Source organism: Citrobacter sp. H12-3-2 (assembly GCF_009649895.1).
Classification (GTDB): domain Bacteria; phylum Pseudomonadota; class Gammaproteobacteria; order Enterobacterales; family Enterobacteriaceae; genus Citrobacter; species Citrobacter portucalensis.
Window position 1 is genome coordinate 4,934,467 of sequence record NZ_CP045837.1, and the last position, 14,064, is coordinate 4,948,530.

Annotated in this window: 15 protein-coding genes; 5 read left to right on the plus strand and 10 right to left on the minus strand. The window is 53.3% G+C overall.

Features of this window, described 5'->3' with window-relative positions; all coding sequences use genetic code 11:
- Positions 1–40: 40 nt before the first annotated feature.
- Genes pstC through phoU form a run of 4 tightly spaced genes read left to right on the plus strand, consistent with a single transcriptional unit; the run spans position 41 to position 3,450 of the window.
- A complete protein-coding gene (gene pstC / locus GHC22_RS23415) occupies positions 41–1,000 on the plus strand; it encodes a phosphate ABC transporter permease PstC (RefSeq protein WP_008786549.1) in 960 nt (319 codons plus the stop codon).
- The gene (gene pstA / locus GHC22_RS23420; protein ID WP_003827037.1) at positions 1,000–1,890 is read left to right on the plus strand and encodes a phosphate ABC transporter permease PstA; all 891 of its coding nucleotides are present in this window, start codon (positions 1,000–1,002) and stop codon (positions 1,888–1,890) included. Before pstC ends, pstA begins: the two co-directional genes overlap by 1 nt.
- A gap of 46 nt (positions 1,891–1,936) precedes the next feature.
- The gene (gene pstB, locus GHC22_RS23425) at positions 1,937–2,710 is read left to right on the plus strand and encodes a phosphate ABC transporter ATP-binding protein PstB (RefSeq protein ID WP_003023821.1); all 774 of its coding nucleotides are present in this window, start codon (positions 1,937–1,939) and stop codon (positions 2,708–2,710) included.
- A gap of 14 nt (positions 2,711–2,724) precedes the next feature.
- On the plus strand, positions 2,725–3,450 hold the full coding sequence (phoU, locus tag GHC22_RS23430) for a phosphate signaling complex protein PhoU (RefSeq protein WP_003023824.1): 726 nt from the start codon (positions 2,725–2,727) through the stop codon (positions 3,448–3,450).
- Positions 3,451–3,571: 121 nt separating this feature from the next.
- Here phoU and yieH read toward each other — a convergent pair whose 3' ends face one another.
- Positions 3,572–4,237, minus strand: coding sequence for a 6-phosphogluconate phosphatase (gene yieH / locus GHC22_RS23435; RefSeq protein ID WP_153753943.1), 666 nt, complete (start codon positions 4,235–4,237; stop codon positions 3,572–3,574).
- Positions 4,238–4,404: 167 nt separating this feature from the next.
- Here yieH and adeP point away from each other — a divergent pair, with 167 nt between their 5' ends.
- Positions 4,405–5,742, plus strand: coding sequence for an adenine permease AdeP (adeP, locus tag GHC22_RS23440; RefSeq protein WP_003827042.1), 1,338 nt, complete (start codon positions 4,405–4,407; stop codon positions 5,740–5,742).
- A gap of 56 nt (positions 5,743–5,798) precedes the next feature.
- Here the strand turns inward: adeP and GHC22_RS23445 are convergent, their stop codons facing one another.
- From GHC22_RS23445 to rpmH, 9 genes are all read right to left on the minus strand, one after another.
- Positions 5,799–6,365 carry an NADPH-dependent FMN reductase gene (locus GHC22_RS23445; protein WP_003827046.1) on the minus strand — a complete coding sequence of 189 codons (567 nt, stop codon included), beginning with the start codon at positions 6,363–6,365 and terminating at the stop codon, positions 5,799–5,801.
- Positions 6,366–6,395: 30 nt separating this feature from the next.
- A complete protein-coding gene (locus tag GHC22_RS23450) occupies positions 6,396–7,142 on the minus strand; it encodes a 4'-phosphopantetheinyl transferase superfamily protein (RefSeq protein WP_111466312.1) in 747 nt (248 codons plus the stop codon).
- Positions 7,143–7,308: 166 nt separating this feature from the next.
- Positions 7,309–8,268: an HTH-type transcriptional regulator YidZ gene (yidZ, locus tag GHC22_RS23455; protein ID WP_111466313.1), complete on the minus strand. Its 960-nt coding sequence runs from the start codon at positions 8,266–8,268 to the stop codon at positions 7,309–7,311.
- Positions 8,243–9,418, minus strand: a complete 1,176-nt coding sequence (locus tag GHC22_RS23460) for an MFS transporter (RefSeq protein ID WP_008786546.1) — start codon at positions 9,416–9,418, stop codon at positions 8,243–8,245. The genes yidZ and GHC22_RS23460 overlap by 26 nt, the downstream gene beginning before the upstream one ends.
- 182 nt (positions 9,419–9,600) lie before the next feature.
- Complete coding sequence (gene mnmE / locus GHC22_RS23465) at positions 9,601–10,965, minus strand: tRNA uridine-5-carboxymethylaminomethyl(34) synthesis GTPase MnmE (protein WP_153753944.1); 1,365 nt, start codon at positions 10,963–10,965, stop codon at positions 9,601–9,603.
- 105 nt (positions 10,966–11,070) lie between these two features.
- On the minus strand, positions 11,071–12,717 hold the full coding sequence (yidC, locus tag GHC22_RS23470) for a membrane protein insertase YidC (protein ID WP_125363078.1): 1,647 nt from the start codon (positions 12,715–12,717) through the stop codon (positions 11,071–11,073).
- Between the two features lie 2 nt (positions 12,718–12,719).
- Positions 12,720–12,977 carry a membrane protein insertion efficiency factor YidD gene (yidD, locus tag GHC22_RS23475; protein WP_003023846.1) on the minus strand — a complete coding sequence of 86 codons (258 nt, stop codon included), beginning with the start codon at positions 12,975–12,977 and terminating at the stop codon, positions 12,720–12,722.
- Positions 12,941–13,300, minus strand: coding sequence for a ribonuclease P protein component (rnpA, locus tag GHC22_RS23480; RefSeq protein ID WP_003844432.1), 360 nt, complete (start codon positions 13,298–13,300; stop codon positions 12,941–12,943). Before rnpA ends, yidD begins: the two co-directional genes overlap by 37 nt.
- A gap of 17 nt (positions 13,301–13,317) precedes the next feature.
- Positions 13,318–13,458, minus strand: coding sequence for a 50S ribosomal protein L34 (gene rpmH, locus GHC22_RS23485; RefSeq protein ID WP_003023858.1), 141 nt, complete (start codon positions 13,456–13,458; stop codon positions 13,318–13,320).
- Between the last annotated feature and the right edge of the window lie 606 nt (positions 13,459–14,064).

A 14,064-nucleotide genomic window follows, 5' to 3' on the forward strand; every position in this document is an offset into this window, starting at 1 on the left:
AGGGCAATTTCGTAAACGCGTTTAACTTAAAGAGTGATTTATGGCTGCAACCAAGCCTGCTTTTAACCCACCGGGTAAAAAGGGTGACATGATATTCAGCGCGCTGGTAAAACTGGCTGCGCTGATTGTGCTATTGATGTTGGGTGGCATTATTGTCTCTCTGGTTATCTCCTCCTGGCCAAGCATACAGAAATTTGGTTTCTCCTTTTTGTGGACCAAAGACTGGGATGCGCCGAACGATATCTACGGCGCGCTGGTACCGATTTACGGTACGCTGGTCACCTCGTTTATTGCATTGCTGATTGCCGTTCCGGTGAGTTTCGGCATTGCGCTGTTCCTGACTGAACTTGCACCCGGTTGGCTGCGTCGTCCGCTGGGTATCGCTATTGAACTGCTGGCAGCAATTCCGAGTATCGTATACGGCATGTGGGGCCTGTTTATCTTTGCCCCGCTGTTTGCGACGTACTTCCAGGAGCCGGTCGGAAACATCCTTTCCAACATTCCGTTTGTTGGCGCACTGTTCGCTGGCCCGGCGTTTGGTATCGGTATTCTGGCGGCTGGTGTGATCCTCGCTATCATGATCATTCCGTACATTGCTGCGGTTATGCGTGATGTGTTCGAACAAACGCCGGTGCTTATGAAAGAGTCAGCCTACGGCATCGGCTGTACCACCTGGGAAGTTATCTGGCGTATCGTCCTGCCGTTCACCAAAAATGGTGTGATCGGCGGTGTGATGCTGGGTCTGGGCCGCGCGCTGGGTGAAACCATGGCGGTCACCTTTATCATTGGTAACACCTACCAGCTCGATAGTGCCTCGCTGTACATGCCGGGCAACAGTATTACCTCTGCGCTGGCGAATGAATTTGCCGAAGCGGAATCTGGCCTGCACGTTGCTGCGTTGATGGAACTGGGTCTGATTCTGTTTGTGATCACCTTCATCGTACTGGCGGCGTCTAAGTTCATGATCATGCGCCTTGCGAAGAACGAGGGGGCACGCTAATGGCTACGCTTGAAATGCAAAACACCACTGCGCTGGCGGAGTCCCGCCGTAAAATGCAGGCACGTCGCCGTCTGAAGAACCGCATCGCGCTGACGCTCTCTATGGCGACCATGGCGTTCGGACTGTTCTGGCTCATTTGGATCCTGATGTCCACGATCACCCGTGGTATTGACGGTATGTCGCTGGCGCTGTTCACCGAAATGACGCCTCCGCCGAATACAGCGGGTGGTGGTCTGGCGAACGCCCTGGCCGGTAGCGGACTGTTAATTCTGTGGGCGACCGTGTTTGGTACACCGCTTGGCATTATGGCGGGTATCTACCTGGCAGAGTACGGACGTAAGTCCTGGCTGGCTGAGGTTATCCGCTTTATCAATGACATTCTGCTGTCTGCGCCATCAATCGTAGTCGGTCTGTTCGTTTACACCATTGTGGTCGCAAAAATGGAACACTTCTCTGGCTGGGCGGGCGTTATCGCGCTGGCGCTGCTGCAGGTGCCCATTGTTATTCGTACCACGGAGAACATGCTCAAGCTGGTGCCGGATAGCCTGCGTGAAGCTGCCTATGCACTGGGTACGCCGAAATGGAAGATGATTTCTGCAATCACCCTGAAGGCGTCTGTCTCGGGGATCATTACAGGCGTTCTGTTAGCGATTGCTCGTATCGCAGGTGAAACGGCTCCGCTGCTGTTTACGTCGCTCTCCAATCAGTTCTGGAGCACCGACATGATGCAGCCTATCGCCAACCTGCCGGTCACTATCTTTAAGTTTGCGATGAGCCCGTTTGCTGAGTGGCAGCAACTGGCCTGGGCCGGGGTACTGATTATTACCTTGTGCGTACTGCTGCTGAACATTCTGGCGCGCGTCATTTTCGCGAAGAAGAAACACGGTTAATTTTTACGGCGTGGCTGATGCGGCGCCGGATGAGGAAGAGATTGAAATGAGTATGGTTGATACTGCCCCGGGTAAGATTCAGGTTCGTGATTTGAACTTCTACTATGGCAAATTCCATGCCCTGAAGAACATCAACCTGGATATTGCTAAAAACCAGGTAACGGCGTTTATCGGGCCGTCAGGCTGTGGTAAATCGACGCTGCTGCGTACGTTCAACAAAATGTTTGAACTGTACCCGGAGCAGCGTGCGGAAGGTGAAATCCTGCTGGATGGCGACAATATTCTCACCAATACCCAGGATATCGCTCTGCTGCGTGCCAAAGTGGGCATGGTATTCCAGAAGCCGACGCCGTTCCCGATGTCCATCTACGACAACATTGCTTTTGGCGTACGTCTGTTTGAGAAACTCTCGCGTGCGGATATGGACGAGCGTGTGCAGTGGGCATTGACCAAGGCCGCATTGTGGAACGAAACCAAAGATAAATTACACCAGAGCGGGTACTCTCTCTCGGGTGGTCAGCAGCAGCGTCTGTGTATTGCGCGTGGTATCGCCATTCGCCCGGAAGTGCTTCTGCTTGATGAGCCATGTTCAGCGCTCGACCCTATTTCTACCGGGCGTATCGAAGAGCTGATCACTGAGCTGAAAGAGGATTACACCGTCGTTATCGTTACCCACAACATGCAGCAGGCTGCGCGTTGTTCCGATCACACGGCATTTATGTACCTGGGCGAGTTGATTGAGTTCAGCAACACGGACGATCTGTTCACCAAGCCCGCGAAGAAACAAACTGAAGATTACATCACCGGTCGTTACGGCTGATTCAGGAGCTTGTTGTGGATAACCTTAACCTTAATAAACATATTTCCGGCCAGTTCAATGCAGAGCTGGAAAGCATCCGTACCCAGGTGATGACCATGGGCGGCATGGTCGAGCAGCAGCTTTCTGATGCAATCACGGCGATGCACAACCAGGACAGCGAGCTGGCAAAACGCGTCATTGAAGGCGATAAGAACGTCAACATGATGGAAGTGGCGATCGACGAAGCCTGCGTGCGTATCATCGCCAAGCGTCAACCGACAGCGAGCGACCTGCGTCTGGTGATGGCGATTATCAAAACCATCGCTGAGCTGGAACGTATTGGCGACGTGGCGGACAAAATTTGCCGTACCGCGCTGGAGAAGTTCTCGCAACAGCACCAGCCGCTGCTGGTAAGCCTTGAATCACTGGGCCGCCACACCGTACAAATGCTGCATGACGTGCTGGATGCGTTTGCGCGTATGGATCTGGACGAAGCAGTGCGTATTTATCGCGAAGATAAGAAAGTTGACCAGGAATATGAAGGCATCGTGCGTCAGCTGATGACCTATATGATGGAAGACCCACGTACCATTCCAAGCGTGCTGACCGCGCTGTTCTGCGCACGTTCCATCGAACGTATCGGTGACCGCTGCCAGAATATCTGCGAATACATCTTCTACTTCGTGAAGGGACAAGACTTCCGTCACGTGGGCGGGGATGAGCTGGATAAGCTGCTGGCGGGCAAAGATCCGAAGGAATAAGCAGCTTGTTGCGTTCGCCGGGATCCCCCGGCATCGCTATTGTAGGCCGGATAAGGTGTTACGCCGCATCCGGCATTCTGCGCCATTCGCCTGATGGCGCTTTGCTTATCGGGCCTACTGTTTATTCGACGATATTCCAACCCCGCGCTTTCCACAATTCCGGCAACTGTGCCAGTTCGGTAAACGTCGTCACTTTTGGATGATCGATCGGTTTGTTATGCGGATCGGCGCAGAAGTAGAACACTTCCATCCCGGCGGCAATCCCCGCCTGCGCACCTGCGCTGGAATCATCAACCAGAATGCAGTTCTCAACGTTAACGTCCATCGCTTTCGCCGCATGGAACATCAGGGCCGGATCGGGCTTCCAACGCTGAATATCGTAGCCGCTGAACAGTAAATCAGGGAAATGGTGCAACATGCCCAGCTTACCCAGCGAATGCTGCATTTTGCTGACTGGACCGTTAGAGACCACACACATTGGTACGGCCATGCTGTCCAGTAGCGCATTGGCACCGGCAATCACCTCCAGTTCCGTATCGAACAGACGTGCGACCTCAGCGCGGTAAACCGGTTCTAAATCGGCTTTTGCCAGTTCGACACCGTGCTCTTCGTTGATAATGTCGATGATCTCGTACAGCTTTACCCCCTTGAAGCGTTTGAAAATTTCTTCAAGATCGAGCGTAATGCCAAACGCCTGGAACATGCTGACATACGCGCGAGAACAAATCACTTCACTGTCGACAAGGGTACCGTCACAGTCAAAAAATACGGCTTCTATCTGGGACATGTCATTTCCGTTTTAACAAGTTTAACGTTTTCGTAATGCATTATTGGGCGACGCAATCGTTGCCGTATAAGCAAAATCAATGAAAAAAGTTGCTCATAACCCAACCCTATTGTCGCATTTTGGTATAGGATAGCGACGAATTTTCCCTCCTTGTTCGGAAATTGATAATGAGTCAACAACACACAACCCAGGCTTCTGGCCAGGGGATGCTGGAACGCGTGTTCAAACTGCGCGAACATGGCACGACGGCACGGACCGAAGTGATCGCCGGTTTAACGACCTTCCTGACGATGGTGTATATCGTTTTTGTTAACCCGCAAATTCTTGGCGTGGCTGGCATGGATACCAGCGCTGTCTTTGTTACCACCTGCCTTATTGCTGCATTTGGTAGCATCCTGATGGGCCTGTTTGCCAACCTGCCGGTCGCACTTGCGCCTGCTATGGGCCTGAACGCATTCTTCGCTTTCGTGGTCGTTGGCGCGATGGGGCTGTCATGGCAGATTGGTATGGGCGCTATCTTCTGGGGCGCTGTTGGTCTGCTGCTGCTGACGATTTTCCGCGTTCGTTACTGGATGATTGCCAATATCCCGGTTAGCCTGCGTGTGGGGATCACCAGCGGTATTGGTCTGTTCATCGGCATGATGGGGCTGAAAAACGCCGGTGTTATCGTCGCCAACAAAGACACGCTGGTGTCTATCGGTAACCTGACGTCCCACAGCGTACTGCTCGGTATCCTGGGCTTCTTTATCATCGCGATTCTGGCGTCACGTAACATTCACGCAGCGGTGCTGATTTCTATCATTGTAACCACGCTACTGGGCTGGATGCTGGGCGATGTCCATTACAACGGTATCGTTTCTGCGCCACCGAGCGTGATGTCCGTTATCGGACATGTCGACCTGGCCGGTTCGTTTAACATTGGCCTGGCGGGTGTGATTTTCTCTTTCATGCTGGTTAACCTGTTCGACTCCTCCGGTACGCTGATTGGCGTTACGGATAAAGCCGGTCTGGCGGATGCGAAGGGCAAATTCCCGCGCATGAAGCAAGCGCTGTATGTGGATAGCGTGTCGTCGGTTACCGGGGCGTTTATCGGGACTTCTTCCGTTACTGCGTATATCGAATCTTCTTCCGGGGTTTCGGTCGGTGGACGTACCGGTCTGACCGCCGTGGTCGTTGGCCTGCTGTTCTTGCTGGTTATCTTCCTGTCGCCGCTTGCGGGGATGGTACCGGGTTATGCAGCCGCTGGTGCGCTGATTTACGTTGGCGTCCTGATGACATCAAGCCTGTCGCGCGTTAAGTGGGATGACCTGACAGAAGCGGTTCCGGCGTTTATTACCGCCGTGATGATGCCCTTTAGCTTCTCAATTACCGAAGGTATTGCGCTGGGCTTTATTTCTTACTGCGTGATGAAGATTGGTACCGGACGTTTCCGCGATCTCAGCCCGTGCGTCATCATTGTCGCGCTGCTGTTTGTGCTGAAGATTGTGTTTATCGACGCGCACTAATCGCTGTTTATTTGCCCATATATCAACAAGCCCGGCATATCGCCGGGCTTTTTCTTTTACGCTTTCACGCGCTGAATGTAGTCGCCAAATGCGGTCAGTTGACCGGTCAGATGGTCCAGCGTGCTTTGGTCGATCACTTCACCTGTCTGCGGGTCTACTTTATTCTGAATGACGCCGCCCATAAATTCCGGCTTGTTCATTACCATGGCGTCGAGGAATACCAGGATCTGACGCAGATGATACTGGCAGCGCGCGCCGCCAATAGCGCCCATAGAACTGGTCTGGATCAGCACCGGCTTACCCGATAATGGCTGATCGGGCAGGCGGGACAGCCAGTCGATGGCGTTCTTCAGTCCGCCCGGAACAGAATAGTTATATTCAGGTGTGACGATGACGACACCGTCAGCCTTTCTGATTTGCTCAGCCAGTGCTTCTACGCTGGCCGGAAAACCTTCTTCCTGTTGGAGGTCGGCATCGTACAGAGGGATATCACCAATCGACGGCAGCGCGTTCACTTCCATTCCCGCTGGAGCAATCTTGGGCAGCGTACGGGCAACCATTCCATTAAACGAACCTTTGCGCAGACTTCCCAGTAACGTAACAACATTCAATGTTTCAGACATGGTGACTCCTGTTTCATCATGAAGGTTAAATCAAAGCGTATGGCTCTTCGCTGCACATAATTGAGAGAACCGGATCAGACGACCCGTTGGCTCATTGGCGCGAGTCTGGATATCAGGCAAACTTTTCCAGTCCTGTTTACCATCAAACTCCCAAACCTTGAGTTTTTCAATGGTTGGCGTAACTGCAACTGACCACACCAGTACATCTTCCGCATCGCAAATGGCTTCAACCTGCGCCACATGGGCACATTTCAGGCGCCCTGCGCCGGGTAAAAGCTGGAGCTCACGCGGATCGTCATTGCACACATCGCCAGTGAGTTTGAGTACGCTCTGGCGCAATGTAATGAGCTGCGCGCGTGCTTCGTTGGGGTCGTTTTGGTTATTGATCCACAGGTTTTCGTTACTGGAGAAGCGCCACGTTTCCGCTGAATTTGGATTATGAAACCCGCGGGTGGCCCGCTGAAGTTCCATATCCAGGCCGCACGTTCCTTCAGTTGTTAGCACAACACCGACGATATTCCCGGCGTAGGAAATCGAAAAACCCGGCAGGTTCTTATCGCGAAAAACGGGCTTACCTTTGGCCTGAGTAACAATTTCGGGCAGCGTGCTGGTGCCGTAAAGCATAAACATCAGTTCAGCGAGAAGACTTCGGGAAGCCAGGAAACGTGTCCGGCGATGAGCGGGTAGACCTCTTGCTTCGATATGACATGGAGAAGGGAGGCGAGCTGAAACCAGGTGTCCCTCCGTAAGAATCCCTCTGGCAAAATGTGTCGCCATTTGTCGCTCCGTGATTAATGGTCCGTGATTATTACCAGAGTAACATTTACACGGCTTCCGGGCAGGCTTTGCTGCCCAAAAACTAAGCGAAAATGGGAGACATTACGCGATATTTACATTTCTGTTGCCAGAATGGTCGATTTAGCAACACCAAAATGAAGGATCGTCAGGAGATATCGCGATAAAGCGCCTTGATCGTGTCTTTTAGCCAGACGATCTTAGGATTGTGGCTGTTGCGTTTATGCCAAAGAAGAGTGAACGGTACGCGCATTTTTTCCAGTTGCGCCGTATCAAATGGCATTGGCCGTGCAACGAGTGGAAGCTGGTGGAGTTGGTTATAACGCTGGCAATAGACCGGTGCGGTGGCTATCAGCGCGTGATCCGGCTGCGCGGCCATAAACAGCGATTGCTCAAAACCGGGCAGACATAACGCGATATTGCGTGCGCGTCCCATTTCTTGCAGGACTTCATCCAGCGCCCATGTATCGCTTTGCTCCCAGCTAATGCTGATGTGCGGATAGCGCAGAAAGGTGTCCAGATTCCACTCTTCCTGCAGTGCGGGATGATCTTCACGTAGCCAGACGCAGGGCAGATCGGAAAACAGCACTTCATGGTCGATCGACAATGGCAACAAACTCAGCAGTTCGCGCGAGCGCGGATGGCTTTCGCGCCCGGTAAAGCCAATATCCACTTCACCGCGAATAATGGCATCCAGCGAATCATAGTCCCAGTTGCGTATTTTGATTGTTGCCTGGGGATAGCGCTGATAAATCTGCTGGGAGAGCACATTGAACATGATCATCACTAACGGCGTTTCGGCCGCCAGATCAAACTTCAGCCCGCGTGGAGACTCATGGTGCGGCTTATCGAGCAACTGATTGCCCATCTGCATCCATTCAGCAAGGCTCTGCTCCATGCTGACCATCAGCGGCGTCGGCGATAGCCCCAGCGGGGTGTTCACAAACAAGGGATCATCAAACCAGGTCCGCAGCTTCGACAGCGACTTACTGACCGCCGACGGTGTGACGTTCATCCGTTTGGCGGTTTTAGTGACGCTGCGTTCCTGCATCAACAGCTGCAGACAGAGCAATAAATTAAGATCAAGACTGCTGAGGGATTTCTTCATGAGTTGGCGCGGACCGGTTAGGTGCAACAGTGATAATCAGCATGATACTCACTATGCTACAGCCAATCAGAATCCCGATCAGCATATTCAGCGCATCAAGGCCAAGAACCGCCGCCAGCCAAATCCACAGCGAGGAACCGCAAACCTGGGCAATACCTAATGCCGAGCTGGCGACGCCCGCGCGCAGCGAGAACGGCCCAAGCGCCTGGCTCATCGCAACACCGAAGCCGACCGAGAATCCAGCGCAGATTAACGTCAGCCCGAAAAGCGTTACTGCGTGTGAAGTGGCAAGGGTTAACACCACGCCGGCACACAGAAATAGCACCTGTGAGGTCAGCATCAGAACGCGAGGCTTAAATACGCTCAGAGCAAATGGCGTAGAGAAAGAGACCGCCATACTGATGCCTGCGGTCATGGCCATCGTGGTGGCGTACTCACCACGGTCGAAGCCCATCACTTCCATCAGCAGCACCGGAGACGTGTTCACGAAGGTCAGGATCACCGATACGCTGAGGGTGGTAATGGCCAGACGGCTTAAGAAAAAGCGGTTTACCAGTGATTCGGTTGTGTGGTTCTTTTCCGTCGTCGCCATAAGCGTTGCTGGGCGCGATTCTCGCAGGACAAACACCGACAGCAGGCAAACAGCCACACCCATTCCCATCATCGTGTAGAACAGGCTCTGCCACGGGTATTTGAGCATGATCAGATGCCCCATCACTGGAGCCAATACCGGCACAATACAGGTAATTCCGTTCAACAGCGACAGTACCTTCGCCCGGCGGCGATCGTCGAGCGTATCGCGCAGGATAGCGAAAGCCACCACGTAGCAACAGCCCGCACCTACGCCCTGAATAAAACGACCTATGAGGAATGGCGTACCGCTTTCGGCGAAAGAACATAGCGCAGAGGCGAAAATAAAGATGAGTGCGCCGACTATGGCGACCGGTTTGCGACCTGACTGGTCGGCAATTTTACCGGCGAACAGCATCGCCGTCGCCATTCCTGCCAGATAAACCGAAAACGCGATATGCAGTTGCGCCTCGCTGGCCTGTAAATCGGCAGCAATACGGGGCAGCCCCACCAGATACATATCAATACCGGCAGGATAAAGAAGAACCAGGGCGAAACTGCAGATTAGAAAGCGTGTCATAGCGACCTCATAAGAAATGTGGCGCTAAGCATACGGTCAGAGAGTCAACTGCACGAGTTGCCATTTGGACAACAGTGATTTCCACATGGGAAATAGTTGTTGCCGGATGGCGGCGTAAATGCCTTATCCGGCCTACGGGGCCTGTAGGCCCGGTTAGCATCGCGCCACCGGGCAACACAACGTTACTTACCAATACAGAAGCTGGAGAAAATCCGTCCCAGCAGATCGTCGGAGGTAAATTCTCCGGTGATCTCACTGAGGTTCTGCTGCGCCAGGCGTAGCTCCTCAGCCAGCAATTCTCCGGCCCATGCTCCGAGCAGTTGGGCTTTACCCTGCTCGAGATGCTCCGCCGCTTCTGCCAGCGCCTGCAGGTGACGACGACGGGCCAGGAAGCCGCCTTCCATATTGGTTTCAAAGCCCATGCTCTGTTTGAGATGATTACGCAGTACGTCAACGCCTTCACCGGTACGCGCGGAGAGGCGAACCAGTGAGTGGCCATTTACTTCGCTAAGGCCCAGCGTCTCACCGGTAATATCCGCTTTGTTACGCACCACGGTGATCGGCAGTTTGGCTGGCAGACGGGCAATAAAGTCTGGCCAGATATTTGCCGGGTCCACGGCGTCAGTGGTGGTGCCATCAACCATAAACAGTACACGGTCGGCCTGTTCAATTTCCTGCCAGGCACGTTCGATACCGATGCGTTCAACTTCGTCGCTGGCATCGCGCAAACCGGCGGTGTCGATGATGTGTAGCGGCATGCCGTCGATATGAATATGCTCACGCAGCACGTCGCGGGTAGTCCCGGCGATATCGGTGACAATGGCCGCCTCACGGCCAGCCAGCGCGTTCAGCAGGCTTGATTTCCCGGCGTTTGGACGCCCGGCAATCACCACCTTCATCCCTTCGCGCAGCAGGCTGCCCTGACGCGCTTCCGCACGCACGGCATCAAGATCGCTGATAACGTTGTTGAGTTGCGCTTCAATCTTGCCGTCAGACAGGAAGTCGATTTCTTCATCCGGGAAGTCGATCGCTGCTTCAACATAGATGCGCAGGTGAGTGAGCGCTTCCACAAGATGATTTACCCGTGCGGAAAATGCGCCCTGCAACGAGTTCAGCGCCGAGCGAGCGGCTTGCTCTGAGCTGGCATCGATCAGGTCGGCAATCGCCTCGGCCTGGGCTAAATCGAGCTTATCATTGAGAAACGCTCGCTCGGAGAATTCACCCGGTCTGGCAATGCGCAGCCCGGGAATGGTCAGAATACGTTTGAGCAGCAGGTCAAGAATCACCGGACCGCCGTGGCCCTGAAGCTCTAAAACGTCTTCGCCGGTAAAGGAGTTTGGGCCGGGGAACCACAGGGCAATCCCCTGATCCAGCGCGCTGCCATCCGCGTCTTTAAACGGCAGATAATCGGCATAACGCGGTTTGGGCAGTTTCCCCAGTACGGTTTCTGCGACCTCACGCGCCTTCAGGCCGGAGATACGCAGGATACCCACGCCACCACGTCCCGGTGGGGTGGCCTGAGCGACGATGGTGTCGTTATGGCTCATGGTTTGTCTCTTCTTAATGCAATAAAAAAGGCGGTCTAATGACCGCCCTTTACTTTATGTTCCGTTTGCCGGATGGCGGCTTCGCCTAATCCGGCCTACACCGAATCAGGAGTTTTTCTTCTCGCGGCTATGCAGGCCACGTTTCTCCAGACCACGGTAAATCAGCTGCTGCTGAATAATGGTTACCAGGTTGCTGACGATATAGTACAGCACCAGACCTGACGGGAACCACAGGAAGAACACGGTGAAGATGACCGGCATAAAGGTCATGATCTTCTGCTGCATCGGGTCGGTTACAGTGGTCGGAGACATCTTCTGAATGAAGAACATCGTCACGCCCATCAGAATCGGCAGGATGTAGTACGGGTCCTGTGCAGACAGGTCATGGATCCACAGAGCGAATGGCGCATGACGCAGTTCAATGGAGCCCATCAGCATGTAGTACAACGCCAGGAAGATTGGCATCTGGATGATCAGCGGGAAGCAGCCGCCCAGTGGGTTAACCTTCTCAGCTTTGTACAGGGCCATCATTTCCTGGCTCTGACGCTGTTTGTCATCGCCCAGACGCTCACGCATAGCCTGAATCTTCGGCTGCAGCATACGCATCTTCGCCATGGAGGTGTACTGCGCTTTGGTCAGCGGGTACATGATGCCACGAACGATAAAGGTGATAACGATGATGGAGAAGCCCCAGTTACCCAGGAAGCTATGGATCCACTTCAGCAGTTTAAACAGCGGCTGAGAAATGAACCACAACCAGCCGTAATCCACGGTCAGATCCAGGTGCGGTGCAACGGCCGCCATTTTATCCTGAATTTCCGGGCCGACCCACAGGGTGCTGGTCATCGCGCCAGTCTGGCCTGGCTGTACCAGTACCGGCTGTGATTTATAGCCGATAGCGGCAATGCCGTTACCCAGGTTAGCGGTATAGAAGTTGTTGGTGCCGTCGTTACGCGGAACCCATGCCGTTGCGAAATACTGTTGCAGCATTGCGACCCAGCCGTCTTTAGCATTGACGTTCAGGTTTTCGTTTTCAGCAATGGTGTCGAATTTGTATTTCTCATACTTCTCATCCGGCGTGGAGTACGCCGCGCCACGGAAGGTGTGCAGCGCAAAGTTGCTGCTACCGGTGTCGCGATGAGATGGCAGATTGATGGATTGCTTCAGCTGACCAAAGGTGGAGACTTCCAGCGGTTTTTCGCCGGCGTTCTGCACGCTGTAGTTAACGTTGACAGCATATTCACCACGCTTGAGTACAAACGTTTTAGTGAATGTGTTACCCGCTGCGTCAGTATAGGTCATCGGGATCTGCAGTTCGTTCTGACCGTCAGCCAGTACAAACGCGTCTTTATCGACGTTGTACAGCGGACGTGGGCCGTTAGCCGGGTTATCCGGGCCGTCACGACCTGTCAGGCCACTCTGTGCCTGGTAGATGAACTGTGGCGTGGTTTCCAGTAACTGGAACGGTTCGGTAGAACCGAGTTCTTTCGGGTAAGCTGGCAGTGAAGCCTGTTCCACATCACCACCACGGGTGTTGATGGTCAGATCAAGCACGTCAGTTTTAACCGTAATCAGTTTCCCCTGGCCACTGGCCGGTACGCCCTGGTCTGCGGCGCTACCCGCTGCGGTGGTCGTTGTCTGCGTGGTCTGTTGGGCCTGAGGTTGCGGGTTTTTATCCTGCTCCCAGGCTTGCCAGATCATGAAAGACACGAACAGCAAAGCGATGACTAAAAGATTGCGTTGCGAATCCATCGTTAGTGTTCTCTGGTATCAAATGGTCCGGGCGGGACGGGATCGTCACCACCAGGGTGTAAAGGGTGGCATTTTAATACGCGTTTCACCGTCAACCAACTGCCTTTTATCACTCCAAACCTGCGCAATGCCTCAATTCCGTAGCTCGAACAGGTTGGAGTGAAACGGCAATGCGGCCCAAGCAGCGGACTGATCAGGCGTTGATAGACCCGAATGAGGGCTATCAGGACCCGCGAGCCAGGCGACAATGGCGACGCCATAATTTTTCCAACGCTTCCGAGAGAGCACGGTTATCGAGGTCAGCAACCCCTTTTTTCGCCACCACCACGAAATCCATTGCTGGAAGCTCGTGCTGACGTAAACGGAAGCTTTCACGCGTCAGACGTTTAATCCGATTGCGTTCATGCGCACGCTTAACATTTTTCTTGGCGACTGTAAGACCGATACGGGGATGCCCCAGCGAATTCAGGCGGCCGAGGATGGTGATTTGCGGCGTGCCAGCCCGTTGTGGCTGCTGGAAGACGAATGTGAAATGAGTGGGAGTTAACAAACGTAACTCCCTGGGAAATGCGAGCTTAACCACTCAGGGGCTAGCTTTTATTACTTAGAAACGGTCAGACGAGAACGGCCTTTAGCACGACGACGTGCCAGAACCTGACGACCATTTTTATTAGCCATACGAGCACGGAAGCCGTGAGAACGGTTGCGCTTCAGTACAGACGGTTGAAAAGTGCGTTTCATGGCGATTTCTACCTAAACTTGAATAAATTCACTGACTTTTGCGTATACCCGAACGAATTTCGAACGACTTACGCCACAGTGTGGGTGATTAAAGAGGCCGGATTGTAATAATTGTACACTCCGGAGTCAATTCTCTTTCCTTATTTCCCGCTTTTTTCCGCATGGTTTCGCGTAAAAAACAGGCAGCGTTGACGCCGTAAGGCGACCGTTACTCGCTGGGGGTAAGAATTATACGGGCTGGTGGATAAAGCGCAAGGATCGCACGGGATCTTTATTAGATCGTTTAAGCAGTAAAGCATCTTTACTCATTAATTTTTTCAATATGCGCGCTAAAACCTGCAGCACTTCTCCAGGATCGTTTACACTTAGCCGATTCTGGATCATCCTGTGGATAAATCGGGAAGAATCTGTGAGAAACAGAAGATCTCTTTCTCAGTTTACGCTATGATCCGCGGTCCTGATCGTTTCAATGGATCCTGATCGGGTAAAAATTGCAGATAGCAATTCGCACGTCACCCTTTGCATAGGGTCTTGTCGATGTGCGTCAACAATCATGAATGTTTCAGCCTTTGTCATTTATCGACTTTTGTTCGAGTGGAGTCCGCC